Here is an 18,225-nt window from a genome sequence, read left to right as displayed (position 1 = left end):
CAACTAACTAAATAATATGAGTACATTTTATTACAGCTCTCCACTACAGGAGTATGATGCTATTGTTGTTGGCACAGGAATTTCTGGAGGATGGGCAGCTAAAGAACTTTGTGAAAAAGGATTAAAAACACTTGTACTTGAAAGAGGCCCTATGGTAAATCATATTACTGATTACCCTACTATGGGAAAAGACCCTTGGGATTTTAAACATAGAAGTAATTTACCTGCAAGTGAACTCAATAAACAAATAAAACAAAGCCGAACAGGATATACTATAAATGAAGCTAGTGCACATTGGTTTGTTGATGATGAAAAACATCCCTATAACGAAGTAAAACGTTTTGATTGGATTAGAGGTTATCACGTTGGTGGACGATCACTAATGTGGGCAAGACAAAGTTACAGAATAGGAGATTTAGATTTTGAAGCCAATGTAAAAGAAGGAATTGGTATTGATTGGCCAGTGCGTTATAAAGACATTAAACCTTGGTATGATTATGTTGAAAATTTTATTGGTGTAAGTGGTGAAAATTTAGGTTTACCACAATTACCAGACGGTAATTTTTTACCACCAATGCCACTTAATTGTGTTGAAGACCATTTAAAAAATAAGACTTCCGAAAATTATAATGACCGGTTGGTTACCATAAGTAGAACTGCAAATTTAACAGGTGGAGAATTTGAAGGACGTTCTTCATGCCAGTTTAGAAACCGATGCATAAGAGGTTGCCCATTTGGTGCCTATTTTAGTAGTAACTCTTCTACCCTTCCTGCGGCAGAACGTACAGGAAATATGACTTTAAGACCAAACTCTATCGTACATGAAGTTATGTATGATAAAGACTCTAAAAAAGCAACTGGAGTTAAAGTTATTGACTCAGAGACTAAGGAAACCATAGAATTTAAAGCAAAAATAATTTTCTTGTGCGCATCAACTGTGGCCTCTACATCTATTTTAATGCAATCCAAATCTGAAACATTTCCCAACGGTATGGGTAATGAATCGGGAGAATTAGGTCATAACATCATGGACCATCATTTTAGAGCTGGAGCTAGAGCTAAAGTTGATGGTTTTGAAGATAAATATTATAAAGGAAGACGTCCCACTACATTTTACATACCACGTTTTCAAAATTTAGGAGGCACTACAAATAAAAAAGACTTTTTAAGAGGTTACGGGTTACAAGGTGGAGCAAGTAGAACAGACTGGACAGAAGCTGTTGGCGAATTAAACTATGGTAAAGATCTTAAAAAAGCCATTTTAGAACCAGGAAACTGGCAAATTGGAATGACAGGATTCGGTGAAACCCTTCCAGACCACAGAAATAAATTCTATTTAGATTATGATAAAAAGGATCAATGGGGTTTACCAACAGTAACTTTTGATGCAGAATACAGAGAAAATGAAGTTAATATGCGAAAAGATATGATTGTTGAAGCTATGGATATTTTTGAAAAAGCTGGTTTTAAAGATGTTACTCCAGATGACAGAGTAGTTGGTTTTGGTCTTGGTATTCACGAAATGGGAACTGCCAGAATGGGTCACAGTCCCAAAACTTCGGTGGTAAATAAACACAACCAGTTACATAACGTAAAAAATGTTTTTGTAACCGATGGCTCTTTCATGACTTCTTCTGCATGTCAAAACCCTTCGCTTACCTATATGGCATTTACTGCACGAGCAGTTGATTTTGCAGTAAAAGAACTTAAAAAAATGAATCTTTAATTATGGAAAGAAGGAAAGCAATAAAAAATTTAGGATTATCATTAGGTTTTGTGGTAAGCACTCCCACAATTTTAAATATTCTTCAAGGCTGTAAAAGCAATGTAGAGCCCTGGTTACCAGTATTTTTTAATATTGAAGAAGGCAATGTTTTAGAAAAACTAGTAGATATTATTTTACCAAAAACAGATACACCTGGTGCTTTAGACGTTAATGTCCCACAGTTTATAGACACCTTTATAAATGAAACTTTTGAAACTGAAGAAAAAGCAGATATTAAAACACAGTTTTCATTATTAATAAATACTATTAAAACTAAATATAATCAAAATATTGATGACGTTAGCTATGAAAACTATGATGATTTACTAGCTTCATATTTTAAAATTGATGATGAAAAACTAACAAGTTGGGAAAAACAAATAGAAGCATACAAAGCATCAGAAAACAAAAATGTATCTGGTTACGAAAATGCTTTGCAGTTCGATATATTAAATAACATAAGATCTATGTCTGTTTTTGCATTTAAAACCAGTGAATTGATTGGCGAAAAAGTTTTAGCTTATAATCCAATTCCGGGAACTTATATCCCTTGTGGTAATTTGGATGAATTAACAAAAGGAAAAGCCTGGTCATTATAACTAACATCCCTAATTATGAAAAAACTATTAGCAATTTGTTTAATTTTTACGTTTAGTAACAGTCATATTTTAACTAGCCAAACTACTATGAATCAATCAGCTAAATTTGGAGTTTTTGAAAACCAAACTAATGTTGGCAACCCAAAGCATAAAGGATCCATTGTATACAATCCTGAAACTCAAGAATACACCATAACAGGTTCTGGAATGAATATTTGGGGCGGAACAGATCAATTTCAATATTTATACAAATCTATCCAAGGTGATTTTATTGTAAGAGCACATATGAAATTTACAAGTGAAGGTGTAGATCCTCATAGAAAAATGGGTTGGATGGTAAGAAATAATTTAAGTTCTAATTCACCCGAGGTTCATGCCTCTATTCATGGTGGCGACGGTTTAACAGCATTACAATATAGAAAAACTGATGGTGGAGAAACCGAACAAATTGTTGAGTCCCTAGATAAATTACCCGATGTTGTTCAACTAGAACGCCGTGGAAACGATTATTACATGTCTACTGCGCATTACGGCGAGCCATTTGTAACTACAAAATTAGAAAATGTGCCGCTTAGAAATGAAGCTTTTGTTGGCTTATATGTGTGTTCTCACAATGAAGATGTTATAGAAACTGCTGTTTTTAGCAATGTAAGAATCATAAAACCTGCAGACCCAGATTTTCAACCTTACAGAGACTATATTGGTAGTTATATGGAAACTATGAATGTTGAAACTGGACTTCGTAAAACCTTATTTTATTCAGCACATTCCATACAAGCTCCAAATTGGGTAAATAATGACAAAGAATTGGTTTACAATTCAAACGGATTTTTATATCGCTATTCATTTGAAAATGGCGAGTCTCAACAAATAAATACAGGCTTTGCTATAGATAACAATAACGACCATATTTTTTCTTTTGATGAAACGTTGTTAGGTATAAGTCATCATAATTCCGATGATAATAGAACCTCATCAATTTATATTATGAATCCAAAAGGCGACTCTATACCAAGAAAAATCACGCATGATGGTGTTGGCGCCTCATACTTACACGGTATTTCTCCAGATAATAAAACCATAATTTATACGGCTAATAGAAAAGGTAAATATGATATTTATGGAAGTGATATAGAAACACGAGAAGAATTTCAATTAACCGACACTAAAGACCTGGATGATGGAAGTGAATATTCTCCTGATGGAAAATATATTTATTTCAATTCTAACAGAACAGGAAACATGCAATTGTGGCGTATGGATGCTGATGGTAAAAATCCTAAGCAATTAACTTTTGATGAAAATTTTAAAGACTGGTTTCCTCACATTTCACCAGATGGTAAATGGATAGTTTTTATATCTTTTCCACCTACAATTGCCTTTGGCGACCATCCGTTTTATCAACATTGTACATTACGTTTAATGCCAACAGATTTAAGCACAAAACCAAAAATAATTGCTTATTTATATGGCGGACAAGGCACCATGAATGTACCTAGCTGGAGTAAAGACAGCAAGCATATTGCGTTTGTAACTAATACAGATTAGGAATGGATAATAATGCGTTAGATAAGTTTGGAGAATTAATAGTTGCAAATTGTATAGATAATGGACTTGATAAATTTCAAAATTTAACTGAAGGAAAAATAAATGCACCTTCACTTAAAAAATTACAAGACCAAATAAAATTGTTAAACAATAACAACATAGAAATCATCAAAAATCTGTTATCTGAAATATTAGTAAGCACAACACACGATTTTCTATTTGCTATTCAAGAAAACGATGATATTCAAATAATCGTTGACAATCAGAACATCTGCAAATCATCAGATGGATTACATGGTGAATTATTTACAGAAGAAGGCTGGATAAAAAAATTCAGTAATCATACTGACTTTATAGATTATGACTGAAAAAGAAACCAATCAACTAAATAAAATATTGGCTTTCTTACATTCAATTTCTGAAAGAATGATTCAGGATTTAAATAATATAATAAATAATGAAGACTTTGGATTGATTAAACCACATTTAAAAAATGAAATAAAAAATTTGGATTTTGAAATTAATGCAGATGGATATTCTATCAACCTCTATGCAATGGATAGTGAAAACTCTCAATTAGGTTATAAAAAAATATTAAGTGATTATCCTAATGGTATTATAGCGGATAACAATTTAGACATTGATGTTGATGATTATGATTTTAACAATTCATCTGATATGGAACGTATGGATAACTTTTATTTAAAACTAGAATCAGAATTTATTAATTGGTTTGTTACATGTTGGGATAAAATCACAATAAATAATACTAAATATAAATTTTATATTTCTTATCATGACTCCTATCAATCTTTTGATTTATTAAATGAAACCTGGATTGAAAACGAAGAAAAATGAGTTAAATGGATATTTACAAACTATCACTTCCAGACAACATTGTCGATATAGTTTTTATTCATGTTAAAGACAAAATAAAGCCTAAACATTATTTATGGAATAAATTTCCCGTCCTGGAAAACTGGGAGAGATTACCTGTAGAATTAGACGAATACGATGATAAAGGAAAAAAATTAAAACGTGTTGACTTTTTAGGTACTTCTTCAACGCATCTTATTATAGACACCCATGTTAAAAAAATTATTTTACCAATTGTTAAAGATTATGGAGAGTTTTTACCTCTTTATCACAATAGTGAAGATTTCTGGATTTTTAATGTAACTAATATCATTGATGCTATAAACTTTGAATTATCTGAACAACGATTTCCTGAAGAGGATATTAATTATGAATCCCCAAATTTATCAAAGGCAGTTATGTATAAATCAAAAGTTGAAAATGGTTTTATTTTTAGAGTACCGCAAAAAAATTATTATGACACTTACTTTACACAAAGTTTTATTGATGAAATTTTAAAACTTAATTTAATAGGTTTTACATATAAGAGAGCTGCAACAGCTGTATAAACATATAAAATGACAAAATTGTTAGATAATAAAATACAAGAGTTATTACAAATAGTAACAAACGATACAAGTTGGAATTTGCAAAGTGAAACTCAGTTACAAATTTTTGGACTAAGGATTCGAAAATGAAACTAAATCTATTGAATCAGATATTGTTAGTATCGGTTATTCTCATTTTTAATCAAGCGATTTAATCGAACTAAAAAACGCTATTTTTTCAAATACAGATATCATCAAACAACAAAAGAAAAACAATCAAAAAATGGTGGAAATTTGGAAGACAATAAATTATTAATAAAAAATGTAAACAAAACAAACTATAATTAAAATATAATACCATGAAAAATACAATCTATATCATATTCAGTTTAATCTTATTCGTTAGCTGTAAAGACACGAAAAAAGTAGAAAAAGCAACTGTAAACGAATGGGAAACATTATTCAATGGTGAAGATTTAACCGGTTGGGACACCTATCTTGGAATGCCTTATAAAGAAGGGCAGGATATTTGGAATCAAAAAAAATTACCAGACTATCAACCTTTTGGTTTAAATAACGATCCACTAAATGTATTTTCTGTGGTTGAAGTTGATGGAAAACCTGCATTACGATTATCTGGTGAAGTATATGGAGGAATTTCTACTACCAAAGAATACGAGAACTATCATTTACAACTAGAATTTAAATGGGGAACTTTAAAATTCGCCCCTCGATTAGATGCTGTTAGAGATAGTGGTTTATTATATCATGGAACAGATGAGCAAGGTACAGAAGCTGGTTTTTGGTTGCGTTCTCAAGAAATGCAAGTACAAGAAGGAGATACAGGCGATTATTGGGGAATTGCTGGTGCTCAAGTAGATATTAGAACCGAAATGCGCGTAGATACCTTATATCAATACAACCCACAAGGCGAATTACGACATTTTGGTGATGGTAGTGAATTAGGTAGAAATGTTAAAAAATTTCCAGACAACGAAAAACCTACAGGAGAATGGAACACGTTAGATTTATATACTTACCAAACAAAAAGCGCGCATGTTGTAAATGGTAAAGTAACCATGATTTTAGAAAACTCTAGAATAACTATTGATAGTATTACCAAACCACTCACAAAAGGTAAAATACAATTACAAACTGAAGGTGCCGAAGTATATTACAGAAATATTAAAATTAAGCTTATTGATAAACTTCCAGAGTTTTAATCTTTATTGAGCAGTTAAGTTTAATGATATTGTAAGTAGATTTCCACCACCACTATAACGTTCTGCCCAAACTTCAATGTAATCACCTGGTGCCATTAATAATGAAGCTACAATAGGTACTGCTCCAATATCGTTGTTACCTCCTATTTCTCTATATACTCGAGTTTGATCAATAACAACCCCATTTTTGGCTAAATAAAAAACAAAAATATTATTATTACTACTTCCTCGGAAGGATAAACTGGTACTGATATTGAAGTAGCGTGTTTTTTTTCCATCATAAACTAATCTATTATAGGTAGGAGCTCCTGGTACGGTAAATCTAAATAAATTATTCGATGCTGTATCTCCATTAAGCTTTATCCTACTACCAGTACCTGTTCCTGAAAATGTTGTTAGTGCTCCAAAACCAATGGCGTAATTTAAATTAATATCTCCAGTAGCTACCCCATCTGTTTCCACTTCAATTCCTGGGCAATCTACATCCCAGTCATTAGTGAAATTATAACCGGTATATGGTGAGCTTCCATTTATATAATTACCACCTCCATAAAAATCAACAATACGCATTGCCGCTCCTCCACTAATTGTACCAACTCCAGTAACATCTACAGCAGCTGTAGCTGTGGTGACGTTGCAAAAGCCCCCTTGCTTTGTTATTACATCAAAATCTCCAACAAAGGTTTCATAAACTCCTCCATTTGTACTATCCCAACCCATGGAATTTAAAAGTAGTTGATTAATATCTGTATAAATGATACCATTCGCATTATTTATAAACTGAACGATACTAACAAAAACAAGGTTAAAATCAGATATAGAACCTACTGAACTTGAATTGGCAACTACACTATCTCTAAAAACTAGTCTTTCTGCTCCTGTTCCAATTAAATTAAAAACGTTACCTACAGGTGCTACCAAGGTTACTCCTCTAATTGATCCTCCAGAAGTACCAGAAAATATAGTTCCAGCACCAACTAGAATATCCTCGTTAGTGTCCTCTCCAAACAAATAAGCATTATTTAAATTAATAGGAACTGCCAGATTAATGGTTCCGTTTATTTCGTATAAAGTATTTGTATCTAACAAATATTCTGTTCCACTTCCATTAGCTAATTCCGTAGCTAAGTCTGCATCAGACTTTATTAATTTGTAATTATCTCTACTTGCTGTGCCTTCTAAAGGTAACCAACTACCGCCATCATAGAAATAAAAAACGGATTCATTTATATCAAATACCAATAACCCTTCTGCTGGAGAAGCTATTGCTATTCTTTGTGCTGTGGTCATTCTGGGTGCTAAAATACCTTGTGTTGTTGATTCTATATCTAAAATTGAAGAAGCATTTGGTGTTGTTGTTCCAATACCAACTTGTGAAAAAGAATTAATAAAAAAAAGAAAAAATAATGACGTAAAAAGATAAGGGAATTTATTGCTCATAAGTAGTTTAATTAGTTTTGGGACTTTTACAAAGGTACAAAAAATACTACAAGAAAAACACTCTCAAACTTAAAAAACTTTTAAACCTGTCTAACAATTTGATTATGAATTATAAAAGAATTATATACCTTCCGAAAACTCTTTTAAAATACCAACAACATAGTCAATCTCTTCTTTAGTATTAAAAATGCTAAAAGAAAAACGAATTGATGGCTTTTCTAAATCTTCATTGGATAGAATTTCTGTTAAGACATGAGATTTTTGTGAGCTACCACTTTGGCAGGCACTTCCTTTGGAGCAAGCAATACCTTTTAAATCTAACTGAAACAATAACATTGCTGCTTTTTCTGGAGTAATTGGTAAGCATACATTAACTAATGTGTAAGTACTTTTATCTAAATTATCAGATAAACCATTAAATTTTACACCGGAGATTTCTTTTTTAATTTTATCTATAAAATATTCCTTTAATTCAGTTACATAAAGGGTTTCCTTTTCTAAATTTTGATAAGCTAATGTTAGTGCACTTTCTAAACCAACTATGTTGTGTACACTTTCGGTACCCGCTCTAAGACCTCTTTCTTGCTCGCCTCCAATAATTAACGGTTGTAATGCAGAGTTTTTCCTTATAAAAGCGAAACCAACACCTTTAGGCCCATGAAATTTGTGAGCAGATGCTGCTAAAAAATCAATTGGAACATCTTGTAAATCTAATTTATAATGCCCAACAGATTGTACAGCATCACTATGAAATAGAGCATTATTGGCTTTACATAAACTAGCAACGCGCTTTAAATCTAAAATACCTCCTATTTCATTATTAATATGCATTAAGCTAACTAGTGTTTTAACTTCGTTTTGTAAAAGCATTTCTAAATGTGAAAAATCAATAGTGCCATCTGCATTCAATTTCACGTAACTCACTTGTAATTCAAACTGCTTTTGAAGTTTTTCAACAGTATGTAAAACAGCATGATGTTCAATTTTAGAAGTAATAATATGTTTTACATTTAAATCTTTTACAGTACTAATTAACACCAAATTATCAGCTTCTGTACCGCCAGATGTAAATATAATTTCACCAGCAGAAACATTTAAATGATTAGCAATTGCTTTTCTGGATTGTTCTATTAACGATTTTGATGCACGACCAAAACTATGCGATGATGAAGGGTTACCAAAATTAGTTTTCATAACTTCGGCTATAGAATTTATAACTTCATCGCGCATTGGCGTTGTAGCTGCATTATCAAAATACACGTGCTTCATCTAATTATATTTAATTTTTTAAAAGACGATAATTTAAAACTAACATACTTTTTAAAGCCCAAAAATACTTGAAATAAAATTATTATCAATAAGCTACGTTATAAATAACAATTCTATTATTTTTGCTTAAAACCCAAATACAATGCGCAAGCTATTTTTTATCTTATTATCTTTAAGTTTATTAAGTAACTACTCATGTGATGATGGTGATATCATTACTGTAGAATTAGAATTTGAAGACACTTTTGAAGCTTGTGGCGAATCGGATTTAGTACTATACAAAACTAAAGAAGACCCTTCGGAATCATTATCAGTACTAATAACAAATTATTCTTTAGAGGATATATTAGAAGTGGGTGCTGACAATACTTTTAATGAAGAAAAATCTGCTACATTTTACTACAGAACTTATAACGATGCTAGCTTGCCAAATGATTTATTTTGCAGTGAAATTCCACCAAATGTTAATATAGTTTCAGATGACAATAGTGCATGTACCGCAGAAATAAACACAATATTAGTAGAAGATGATAATGATGGGATTTTAGCACAGTTAGAAGACATCAATGGTAATGGTGATTTAGAAGATGATGACACTGATGGTGATGGTTTACCAAATTACATTGATGCTGATGACGATGGAGATAATATTTTAACTGCAAGTGAAAACCCAGACCCAAATGGAGATGGTGATTTAAGTGATGCACAAGATACTGACGGTGACAATATACCTGATTATCTTGATAACGATGACGATGGCGATGGCGTTTTAACTCGCGATGAAGAAAACGACTCGCAAAACAATAATCCAGGAAATGATATAACTGATAGTGATGTTGGTGCCGATTATTTAAACCCTGAAGTAAATACTACTGTTCCTGCAACAGCTTATAGAGAGCACACTATAATTAGAAGTTATGTAGTTACAATAACATTATTTAATATTGATGATTTAGGTTCAATATCATATGATGAATATGATTTTGGGATTTTAAAAGATAGTGAAATACCTAGCACTTATAAAAGCAGAAAAATAACACCTGATTTTAACTAATTAGCTTAAACATTCTGAAAAATGTAAACCTCAGTTGCTCCTAAACCATATTTTTGGTAATTCGCATCGTAAAATTTCACATTATTATATCTGCCAAATAAATATTCTAATTCTAGTTTAAGTACGCCTTCGCCTACTCCATGTATAAAAACCACTTTTTGAATACGCTTTTTTATAGCAAAATCTAGTTGCCTACGTGCTGTTTCTAATTGTAGGGTTAACATATCATGATTAGTCATCCCTTTAGATGATTTAATTAATTGATTAATATGTAAGTCTACCTCTAAAGTAGGTTCATATTTATCTTTAGCACGTTTTTTAATTTGTTTTCTACGTTTTGGTAATTCTTTTTCAGAAACTACATCAGCTAGACTTGAGTTAGAAAAAATTTCAGATGATAATGATTGCTTCTTATCGTTTTTCACTAATTCATCACTTCTAAATTCTAAAAGAAAGCCATCTTCTGTTTCAATAGAAATTATATTTCCGTTTATACTCTTAACAACACCAGACAAATCTTCATCTAAAACTAAAACGTAGTCTCCAACCTTAAGAGCCATAATTAATCATTTTTCGGAATTATCTAAATCTTCTTGATTTTTTTTACTTGGTATTGTTCTTGAAAGCCTGTAAACACCAATCATAAGTAAAACAATACCTCCAATTAATACATATTGGTTTTGTTCTGTACCTGTTTTAGCATACATAGCTACTATAGCTCCTATAATTATTAATATATAATTTAAATATTTCATTACGCCTAATTAAAACACAAAATTACACCAAAAACAATTAAATTTTTTATAATTAGCATCAATTAATTTTATCGTTATAATGTAATTAAAAGCAGGCATAATTAACTTTATAAGGCTTATCTGCTAAAAAATCATATATTTGTATGTCATATTATGTAATTATTTACAATGCCCAATAGACCTACTTTTTTACTTCTATTATTAACTGTAAATTTTATTTTCAGTCAAGATTTATATGTAGATAACAATAGTTATTTATATGCTAGAGACGTAGTTGTATTTGTAAATGATGATATAAGGCTTGAAACACCAACATCTAATCTATATTTTAGAGGCGATGCACAACTTATTCAAAATACTGACACAAAAAACTCTGATGCTGGCGAGTTTTCAATATATCAAAATCAAACCACAGGAATTTATGAGTATAATTATTGGAGCTCACCTGTAGGTGTTAGTGTTGATGGCACCACACAAGCTAATGTAGACTTTGATGGTACCAATATTCACGATCCAGCAGATGAATTAGACTTAACTAATGTAAATTCTAGCGCATACACATTTATTACTGGATATAACGGAACTGCTACAGCACTTTCTAATTACTGGATGTACACCTTTATAAATGGCGAAGGATATTATAGTTGGAATCAAATTTTTGATACTGGTGCTGTTGGCACAGGATATGGTTTTACTTTAAAAGGAAGCCCAAATGCAAATAATGTTTTAGATTTTAGAGGCAGACCAAATAATGGTACTATAACGGTTAGTTGTACTTTTGATGGTGTAGATGATCAACCAAGCTCTGGAACACCTAATACAGCTGAAACCTTAACAGGAAACCCATACCCTTCCACTTTAGATTTAAAACTGTTTTTTGTAAATTCTGCAACTAATCAAACAAATATAAGTGGTGAAATATTTTTTTGGGAACAGAAAATAAAAAGTTCACATAATTTAGCTGACTATGAAGGTGGTTATGGTGTTTATACACCTGGTGCGTTAGGCAATTTAGCAGATAATGGAACTTACACCATTGCACCATTTGAAGCTTATAATAGCGATGGTAGCCCAAGTGGTAACACCACAGGAAATACTACAGATTTTAGCACTAATAACTCCAGACGTTATGCTGCTGTTGGTCAAGGTTTTGTAGTGCAAAGTGTTGGAGCTGGCGGAAATGTTACTTTTGATAACTCCATGCGATTATATTTACCAGAAGATTCTAATCCAGCAGGTAACGGTTCGATTTTTTCAAAGAATAGTAAGTCTAAAACAAATAATACCGAAGAAGAAATTGTGGTTATGTCTCATAATGGTGTAGACTACAAAACTATTTTTGAAAACCCTACCATTATTCCGGAAATTAGACTTCACACACATATAAATAATACCTTTTATAAAGAAAATGTTATAGCATTTAGAGAAAGTACTCCAGATAATAACACATATAATAAATTTTACGACGGTAAAAATATAAATGAATTAGGTTCTGATGCGTATCTAATTTCTGAAGACAAAGAATTGGTTATCAAATCTATTAAGTATGATGAAACTACCAGATTACCTTTAGGGTTTGAAGCTTCCAACAACAATACTTTATTCAGTGTTAAAATTCACAAATTGAATAACATACCAAATGAGGTTAATGTTTATGTTTTTGATAATGAAACCAACACATACACAGATATTAAAAACGGTACTCTTAAAGTCATTTTAAATGAAGGTATTCATAACAATAGATTTGAAATTACTTTTGCGAAAAATAGTTTAAATAAGGAGACTAAGGAAATCATTGATTTTAAAGTATTTCAAAACAACAAAATATCTCAATTAAAGCTTGTAAATTCTAATAATTTAAACATCAAAAACTTTAACCTTTATGATGTTACGGGCAAACAAGTAATAACTGATGTTATAAATTCATTTAAAGAAGAATATACTTACTCTACAAAATCACTTAGCGATGGTGTGTATATTATAAAAATCGATACAGCAGAAAATCAAGTTTTTACAAAAAAAATAGTGGTTAGCAACAAAAAATAAAACTTCACTTAGTTACTTCTTTTTAGCTTTTAGTATTTTAGTATTTAATATTTTATTATTTTCAATTTATGGAAGAATACATGATACCTTGTTTAAATAAAAAACTACTTGGTTTTGAGTGTATGGGTTGTGGTATGCAACGTGCTCTATCCTTAATTTTTCAAGGTGAATTTATTGCAGCTTTTCATATGTATCCTGCTATTTATAGCTTAATTGCACTTTTTTTAGCTATTGCCATAAATATTTTCTTTAAATTTAAAAATTCTAATATAGTAATTAGCGCACTTGCAATTCTTACAGTAATTACAATTGTAATAAGCTATATTATAAAACTAACCATTTAAAAATAACACATGGAACAACAAAAACTCAACCCAACTATTGTCTACGTTTTAGCTATTTTAGGTCTATTGTGTTGCTGTTTTGCCGGTTTAGGATTTATTCTTGCTGGTATTGCCTTTTTTATAGCAACAAGTAAATTAAAAGAAGCTAAACTAAACCCAGAAAATTTTGAACCTGCTAGCATTAAAGCCATGGATACAGCAAAAATTGTTGCTTTGGTTATACTAATAATAAACCTTTTGTATTTTGTTATGAGCATTTACAGAATTTACACTGTAGGATGGGATGAACTTATGAGACAATCTCAAGAAATGATGGAGCAATGGCAACAAAGTCAATAAAAAATAAATTACACTGCATAAAAAAAGCGACCAAAGTGGTCGCTTTTTTTATTTCAAATCCTTTTAATTTATAAAAATGAAGCTCCTGCTAAAGCTCCTATAATTATTAATATATATAAACTTATTATAACAATAACAAAAATACCCATGTACTTGTAATGAGATTTTAAACTTGAAAAAGCCATTTTTAAATTGTCATTATTATTTAAACTTAAAGCCTTTTTTATGTTTTTTGAAAATTTAAACAAGTATAAAATTGGGAAAAAATAAATTAAAGCAAAAAACACATAAGCTAGCCCCACTCCTACTGAATAACCTACTCCATAAGCTATGTCTCCAGGGAATTTATTAAAGTTACCAGCAAAACTCATAACTACGCCTCCTAAAACCATAAAACCTAGTCCTATAAATCCAATTATTGATAAAAAATAAGTCCATGAAGACGTTTCTTTTAAAAAACCTTTTATCTCTTCATTAACTTCTAGTTCAAAACTATCAAATGCTGATTTTTCTTCCATATAAATTTATTATTTTTACTTATTGCTTTCTATTATTTTTCAAATTGCTTAAGTGTTTTAATTATAATACTTACGCAGTCTAATAATTGTTCTTCAGTCATAACTAAAGGTGGTGCAAATCGAATAATATTACCATGAGTAGGTTTTGCCAATAGACCATTATCGCGTAAGGCTAAACAAATATCCCATGCTGTATTACTATCTTCATCTTCATTAATCACAATTGCATTTAGTAATCCTTTACCACGAACTAAATTAACTATTTTACTGGTTTTTATATACTTGTTTAATTCGGCTCTAAATAATTCGCCTAAAACTGAAGCATTTTCTGCAAGTTTTTCATCTCTTACAACCTCTAAAGCTGCTATAGCAACTGCTGCTGCAACAGGATTTCCTCCAAAAGTGCTACCGTGATTACCTGGTTTTATTACATTCATTACAGAATCATTTGCTAAAACTGCAGATACAGGATAAACGCCTCCACTTATAGCTTTACCAAGTATTAAAACATCTGGTTTAACATCAGGTGAACTCGAACAATTTTTATTAATACAAGAACAATTTCCACAAGTAGCTAATAAACGTCCAGTTCTAGCAATTCCTGTTTGTACTTCATCAGCAATAAATAATACATTATATTGTTCACATAAAGCTTTTGCTTTTGTTAAGTAACCTTCACTTGGAACATAAACACCTGCTTCACCTTGAATAGGTTCTACTAAAAATCCTGCTACATTAGGATTATTTTTTAAAGTCTCTTCTAAAGCTACTAAATTGTCATACTCAATTTTAATGAATCCTTTTGTATAAGGTCCAAAGTTTTTACGCGCTACAGGATCGTTACTAAATGAAATAATTGTTGTTGTTCTTCCGTGGAAATTATTTTCACAAACAATAATTTCAGCTTCATTTTCATGGATTCCTTTTACTTCATAAGCCCATTTTCTACAAAGTTTTAAAGCAGTCTCAACAGCTTCTGCACCTGTATTCATTGGTAAAAGTTTATCAAATCCGAAAAACTCGCATGCAAATTTTTCGTATTTTCCAAGCATATCATTATAAAATGCTCTGGATGTTAGCGTTAATGTTTGTGCTTGTTGCACCATAGCATTAACAATTTTTGGGTGACAATGCCCTTGGTTTACTGCGGAGTAAGCCGATAAAAAATCGTAATATTGCTTGCCTTCTACATCCCAAACATACACACCTTCTCCTCTAGTTAATACAACTGGTAGTGGGTGATAATTGTGGGCTCCGTACTTGTTTTCTAAATCTATCGCTTGTTGCGAAGTTAATTGGTCTAAAACAGCCATTTTAATTGAATTTAAATTGATAAAATAACCATTCCTTATCTACCTTTATCCTTTCGAAGTATCGAAAATTCAGCGTGGGAAAGAAATCATCCCTAGGGCTTGCAAATTACTAAATATTACTTGCTTCAAAAAATCTTAATTAGACATTCGTCCAGATAATGATGAAATTTGCAGTTCTAAACGCTTCATTTCTCTTAAAATGGTGTTTTTATCTATTTTCATCCAAACATATAATTTTATCATTCCCATAACCATAAAACAAACAAAAATCAACGCTATCCAAATAATAAGTTCGTTTGTGTCCTGAACTTCAAATGTTTGAATAATGCAATAAATTAATAAACCAAAAACTAGAATATTAACAATATTCATAATAATTACTAGCCAAGAATCTTTTCCTTTAAAAATACTTTTAAAACTACCTAAAAGTCCTTGCTCGCCTAATTCTTCATAAAATTTGGCTTCTTCTTGGGTTAAGGTTTCTTTAATTAATTTGTCAATGTCTTCCATATTAGTTTTCATAATCTTTATATTTTAATGTTTGTTTTAATTTTTCTCTGGCATGAAACAACCTTGATTTTGTTGTTCCTACAGATATTTTTAATATTTCGCTTATTTCTTTTAATGAATAATCTTCTACATAAAACAACCTAATTACAAGCTGTTGGTGCTCTGGTAATTTTTTAACGGTTTCAAAAAGGGTGTTTTTTAATGTTTCGTTATCAGAATTGTCATCAATCGTTATTTCTTTTTTCTCATATTTATACTTCTGCAAATGGTTATCAATTCTTTTATTAGTATTAATCCAGTCTAAAGACTTTGTATACACAATTCGTAATGCCCAACTTCCAAAACTTTCTGGTTTTTCTAAATCATTAATTTTATCAATAATAGTTCGCCAGCTATCTTGTGCAATATCTTTTGCAACATCTGCATCTTTAACCAACCAAAAAGCCTTTTCACAAAATGTTTTATGCCAAAGTTTAACCAACTCTGTTAATGCATTTTTATTTCCAGACTGAAATTCTAAAACAAGACTTTTATCTAATTTTTTTCGCATTATTAAGGTTAGTTTCTTTTATATAGACGAGAAAAAATAAAATAGGTTCATTTTTATTTGAAGTTTTTTAAAGATAATTCAATTTACCAACATTTTATTTACGGCTATTATTATTTTTGCAGCATGTCTAGAAGAAAAGCAAGAAAACAAGTTTTTGAAAACGTAGAGGTGATTGATGCTGGCGCTAAGGGAAAAACCATAGCTAAAGCACCAGACGGAAAGGTTATTTTTTTACCAAATGCTGTACCTGGCGATGTGGTAGATGTACAAACTTTTAAAAAGCGTAAAGCTTATTATGAAGGAAAAGCTACTGTTTTTCATAAACTTTCTGATAAAAGAACCGAACCTGTTTGCGAACATTTTGGTACTTGTGGTGGTTGTAAATGGCAAGATATGGCTTACGAACACCAACTATTTTATAAACAAAAAGAAGTTACCAATAACTTAACACGTATTGGGCATATAGAATTACCTGAAGTTACACCTATTTTAGGTTCAGAGAACCAATATTTCTACAGAAATAAAATGGAATTTTCATTTAGTGATAGCCGTTGGTTAACACTTAAAGAAATACAATCTGATAAAGATTTAGGCGATAAAAATGCTCTTGGTTTTCATATTCCTGGAATGTGGGATAAAATTTTAGACATTAAAAAATGCTATTTACAAGAAGATCCCTCAAACGCCATTAGAAATTCTGTAAAACAATTTGCTGTAGAAAATGATTTAGAATTCTTCAATACACGCAACCAAACAGGTTTCTTACGCACCATGATGATTAGAACATCTAGCACAGGGGATATCATGGTTATGGTTCAATTTTTTAAAGAAGACAAAGCAAAGCGAGAATTGTTATTAGATTTTATAGCGAAATCCTTTCCAGAAATAACCTCATTACAATATGTTATTAATGAAAAAGCAAATGATACTATTTACGATCAGGAAGTGATTTGTTATAAAGGTACCGACCACATTTTTGAGGAAATGGAAGGTTTAAAGTTTAAAATAAACGCAAAATCCTTCTATCAAACAAACTCGCATCAAGCTTATGAATTGTACAAAATCACACGAAATTTTGCAGGTTTAACTGGAGAAGAATTAGTATATGATTTGTACACAGGAACCGGAACTATAGCACAATTTGTAGCAAAAAAAGCTAAAAAAGTAATTGGTGTTGAGGCTGTACCCGATGCTATAACTGCCGCAAAAGAAAATGCACAATTAAACAACATAAATAACGTTGAATTCTTTGTTGGTGATATGAAAAATGTGTTTAATACAGATTTCATTAATCAACATGGGGAACCTGATATTATTATTACTGATCCTCCACGAGATGGTATGCATAAAGATGTTGTACAACAAATATTAAATATTGCACCCAAAAAAGTGGTTTATGTAAGTTGTAATAGTGCCACACAGGCCAGAGATTTAGCATTAATGGATGCTCAATATAAAGTAACAAAAACCCAAGCAGTAGATATGTTTCCACAAACGCATCATGTAGAAAATGTTGTACTTTTGGAAAGAAGATAGATTGAAGTCATTC

Annotated in this window: 20 protein-coding genes; 12 read left to right on the top strand and 8 right to left on the bottom strand. The window is 31.0% G+C overall.

Features of this window, described 5'->3' with window-relative positions; translation table 11 throughout:
- Positions 1 to 16 precede the first annotated feature (16 nt).
- The 7 genes from MBM09_RS07600 (at position 17) to MBM09_RS07570 (ending at position 6,538) form a co-directional block, all read left to right on the top strand.
- Positions 17 to 1,726: a GMC oxidoreductase gene (locus tag MBM09_RS07600; RefSeq protein ID WP_238676253.1), complete on the top strand. Its 1,710-nt coding sequence runs from the start codon at positions 17 to 19 to the stop codon at positions 1,724 to 1,726.
- 2 nt (positions 1,727 to 1,728) lie between these two features.
- A complete protein-coding gene (locus MBM09_RS07595; RefSeq protein ID WP_238676252.1) occupies positions 1,729 to 2,364 on the top strand; it encodes a gluconate 2-dehydrogenase subunit 3 family protein in 636 nt (211 codons plus the stop codon).
- A gap of 15 nt (positions 2,365 to 2,379) precedes the next feature.
- Positions 2,380 to 3,912, top strand: coding sequence for a biopolymer transporter TolR (locus MBM09_RS07590; protein ID WP_238676251.1), 1,533 nt, complete (start codon positions 2,380 to 2,382; stop codon positions 3,910 to 3,912).
- Between the two features lie 2 nt (positions 3,913 to 3,914).
- Entirely contained in the window at positions 3,915 to 4,280 is a 366-nt protein-coding gene (locus tag MBM09_RS07585) for a hypothetical protein (RefSeq protein WP_238676250.1), read from the top strand.
- A complete protein-coding gene (locus MBM09_RS07580; protein WP_238676249.1) occupies positions 4,273 to 4,770 on the top strand; it encodes a hypothetical protein in 498 nt (165 codons plus the stop codon). The genes MBM09_RS07585 and MBM09_RS07580 overlap by 8 nt, the downstream gene beginning before the upstream one ends.
- Before the next feature lie 5 nt (positions 4,771 to 4,775).
- Positions 4,776 to 5,336 (top strand): imm11 family protein, encoded by a 561-nt coding sequence (locus tag MBM09_RS07575; RefSeq protein WP_238676248.1) that lies wholly within the window; start codon positions 4,776 to 4,778, stop codon positions 5,334 to 5,336.
- Positions 5,337 to 5,674: 338 nt separating this feature from the next.
- Complete coding sequence (locus MBM09_RS07570; RefSeq protein ID WP_238676247.1) at positions 5,675 to 6,538, top strand: DUF1080 domain-containing protein; 864 nt, start codon at positions 5,675 to 5,677, stop codon at positions 6,536 to 6,538.
- 3 nt (positions 6,539 to 6,541) lie between these two features.
- Here the strand turns inward: MBM09_RS07570 and MBM09_RS07565 are convergent, their stop codons facing one another.
- Both MBM09_RS07565 and MBM09_RS07560 read right to left on the bottom strand, forming a co-directional pair.
- A complete protein-coding gene (locus MBM09_RS07565) occupies positions 6,542 to 7,978 on the bottom strand; it encodes a hypothetical protein (RefSeq protein WP_238676246.1) in 1,437 nt (478 codons plus the stop codon).
- A gap of 120 nt (positions 7,979 to 8,098) precedes the next feature.
- Positions 8,099 to 9,247: a cysteine desulfurase family protein gene (locus MBM09_RS07560; RefSeq protein WP_238676245.1), complete on the bottom strand. Its 1,149-nt coding sequence runs from the start codon at positions 9,245 to 9,247 to the stop codon at positions 8,099 to 8,101.
- A gap of 142 nt (positions 9,248 to 9,389) precedes the next feature.
- Between MBM09_RS07560 and MBM09_RS07555 the strand changes: the two genes are divergently transcribed.
- On the top strand, positions 9,390 to 10,301 hold the full coding sequence (locus MBM09_RS07555; protein WP_238676244.1) for a hypothetical protein: 912 nt from the start codon (positions 9,390 to 9,392) through the stop codon (positions 10,299 to 10,301).
- A gap of 5 nt (positions 10,302 to 10,306) precedes the next feature.
- Here the strand turns inward: MBM09_RS07555 and MBM09_RS07550 are convergent, their stop codons facing one another.
- A complete protein-coding gene (locus tag MBM09_RS07550) occupies positions 10,307 to 10,861 on the bottom strand; it encodes a Smr/MutS family protein (protein ID WP_238676243.1) in 555 nt (184 codons plus the stop codon).
- A gap of 6 nt (positions 10,862 to 10,867) precedes the next feature.
- The gene (locus tag MBM09_RS07545) at positions 10,868 to 11,056 is read right to left on the bottom strand and encodes an LPXTG cell wall anchor domain-containing protein (protein WP_238676242.1); all 189 of its coding nucleotides are present in this window, start codon (positions 11,054 to 11,056) and stop codon (positions 10,868 to 10,870) included.
- Positions 11,057 to 11,224: 168 nt separating this feature from the next.
- On the opposite strand from MBM09_RS07545, the gene MBM09_RS07540 reads away from it, so the two are divergent.
- From MBM09_RS07540 to MBM09_RS07530, 3 genes are all read left to right on the top strand, one after another.
- Positions 11,225 to 13,102 carry a T9SS type A sorting domain-containing protein gene (locus tag MBM09_RS07540; RefSeq protein ID WP_238676241.1) on the top strand — a complete coding sequence of 626 codons (1,878 nt, stop codon included), beginning with the start codon at positions 11,225 to 11,227 and terminating at the stop codon, positions 13,100 to 13,102.
- A gap of 68 nt (positions 13,103 to 13,170) precedes the next feature.
- The gene (locus MBM09_RS07535; RefSeq protein WP_238676240.1) at positions 13,171 to 13,446 is read left to right on the top strand and encodes a DUF2752 domain-containing protein; all 276 of its coding nucleotides are present in this window, start codon (positions 13,171 to 13,173) and stop codon (positions 13,444 to 13,446) included.
- A 9-nt stretch (positions 13,447 to 13,455) separates the two neighbouring features.
- On the top strand, positions 13,456 to 13,785 hold the full coding sequence (locus MBM09_RS07530) for a CCC motif membrane protein (RefSeq protein WP_238676239.1): 330 nt from the start codon (positions 13,456 to 13,458) through the stop codon (positions 13,783 to 13,785).
- Between the two features lie 68 nt (positions 13,786 to 13,853).
- Here MBM09_RS07530 and MBM09_RS07525 read toward each other — a convergent pair whose 3' ends face one another.
- The 4 genes from MBM09_RS07525 to MBM09_RS07510 form a co-directional block, all read right to left on the bottom strand.
- Complete coding sequence (locus MBM09_RS07525; protein ID WP_238676238.1) at positions 13,854 to 14,303, bottom strand: DUF5362 family protein; 450 nt, start codon at positions 14,301 to 14,303, stop codon at positions 13,854 to 13,856.
- Positions 14,304 to 14,335: 32 nt separating this feature from the next.
- Complete coding sequence (gene rocD, locus MBM09_RS07520) at positions 14,336 to 15,616, bottom strand: ornithine--oxo-acid transaminase (RefSeq protein WP_238676237.1); 1,281 nt, start codon at positions 15,614 to 15,616, stop codon at positions 14,336 to 14,338.
- Positions 15,617 to 15,751: 135 nt separating this feature from the next.
- Positions 15,752 to 16,138, bottom strand: a complete 387-nt coding sequence (locus MBM09_RS07515; RefSeq protein ID WP_238676236.1) for a DUF6768 family protein — start codon at positions 16,136 to 16,138, stop codon at positions 15,752 to 15,754.
- A complete protein-coding gene (locus MBM09_RS07510; RefSeq protein ID WP_238676235.1) occupies positions 16,128 to 16,676 on the bottom strand; it encodes an RNA polymerase sigma factor in 549 nt (182 codons plus the stop codon). Before MBM09_RS07510 ends, MBM09_RS07515 begins: the two co-directional genes overlap by 11 nt.
- Positions 16,677 to 16,799: 123 nt before the next feature.
- On the opposite strand from MBM09_RS07510, the gene rlmD reads away from it, so the two are divergent.
- On the top strand, positions 16,800 to 18,212 hold the full coding sequence (gene rlmD, locus MBM09_RS07505) for a 23S rRNA (uracil(1939)-C(5))-methyltransferase RlmD (RefSeq protein ID WP_238676234.1): 1,413 nt from the start codon (positions 16,800 to 16,802) through the stop codon (positions 18,210 to 18,212).
- Positions 18,213 to 18,225: the final 13 nt, after the last annotated feature.

Origin of the sequence: Flaviramulus sp. BrNp1-15, assembly GCF_022259695.1 — a bacterium.
Taxonomy (GTDB): Bacteria; Bacteroidota; Bacteroidia; order Flavobacteriales; family Flavobacteriaceae; genus BrNp1-15.
The sequence above is the reverse complement of the archived record's forward strand: the minus strand, read 5'-3'. Positions and strand labels throughout refer to the sequence as shown.

Bases quoted from the DNA above. Each gene is read 5' to 3' on its own strand.
- MBM09_RS07600 (WP_238676253.1), top strand. From the start codon at position 17: ATGAGTACATTTTATTACAGCTCTCCACTACAGGAGTATGATGCTATT.
- MBM09_RS07595 (WP_238676252.1), top strand. From the start codon at position 1,729: ATGGAAAGAAGGAAAGCAATAAAAAATTTAGGATTATCATTAGGTTTT.
- MBM09_RS07590 (WP_238676251.1), top strand. From the start codon at position 2,380: ATGAAAAAACTATTAGCAATTTGTTTAATTTTTACGTTTAGTAACAGT.
- MBM09_RS07585 (WP_238676250.1), top strand. From the start codon at position 3,915: ATGGATAATAATGCGTTAGATAAGTTTGGAGAATTAATAGTTGCAAAT.
- MBM09_RS07580 (WP_238676249.1), top strand. From the start codon at position 4,273: ATGACTGAAAAAGAAACCAATCAACTAAATAAAATATTGGCTTTCTTA.
- MBM09_RS07575 (WP_238676248.1), top strand. From the start codon at position 4,776: ATGGATATTTACAAACTATCACTTCCAGACAACATTGTCGATATAGTT.
- MBM09_RS07570 (WP_238676247.1), top strand. From the start codon at position 5,675: ATGAAAAATACAATCTATATCATATTCAGTTTAATCTTATTCGTTAGC.
- MBM09_RS07565 (WP_238676246.1), bottom strand. From the start codon at position 7,978: ATGAGCAATAAATTCCCTTATCTTTTTACGTCATTATTTTTTCTTTTT.
- MBM09_RS07560 (WP_238676245.1), bottom strand. From the start codon at position 9,247: ATGAAGCACGTGTATTTTGATAATGCAGCTACAACGCCAATGCGCGAT.
- MBM09_RS07555 (WP_238676244.1), top strand. From the start codon at position 9,390: ATGCGCAAGCTATTTTTTATCTTATTATCTTTAAGTTTATTAAGTAAC.
- MBM09_RS07550 (WP_238676243.1), bottom strand. From the start codon at position 10,861: ATGGCTCTTAAGGTTGGAGACTACGTTTTAGTTTTAGATGAAGATTTG.
- MBM09_RS07545 (WP_238676242.1), bottom strand. From the start codon at position 11,056: ATGAAATATTTAAATTATATATTAATAATTATAGGAGCTATAGTAGCT.
- MBM09_RS07540 (WP_238676241.1), top strand. From the start codon at position 11,225: ATGCCCAATAGACCTACTTTTTTACTTCTATTATTAACTGTAAATTTT.
- MBM09_RS07535 (WP_238676240.1), top strand. From the start codon at position 13,171: ATGGAAGAATACATGATACCTTGTTTAAATAAAAAACTACTTGGTTTT.
- MBM09_RS07530 (WP_238676239.1), top strand. From the start codon at position 13,456: ATGGAACAACAAAAACTCAACCCAACTATTGTCTACGTTTTAGCTATT.
- MBM09_RS07525 (WP_238676238.1), bottom strand. From the start codon at position 14,303: ATGGAAGAAAAATCAGCATTTGATAGTTTTGAACTAGAAGTTAATGAA.
- rocD (WP_238676237.1), bottom strand. From the start codon at position 15,616: ATGGCTGTTTTAGACCAATTAACTTCGCAACAAGCGATAGATTTAGAA.
- MBM09_RS07515 (WP_238676236.1), bottom strand. From the start codon at position 16,138: ATGAAAACTAATATGGAAGACATTGACAAATTAATTAAAGAAACCTTA.
- MBM09_RS07510 (WP_238676235.1), bottom strand. From the start codon at position 16,676: ATGCGAAAAAAATTAGATAAAAGTCTTGTTTTAGAATTTCAGTCTGGA.
- rlmD (WP_238676234.1), top strand. From the start codon at position 16,800: ATGTCTAGAAGAAAAGCAAGAAAACAAGTTTTTGAAAACGTAGAGGTG.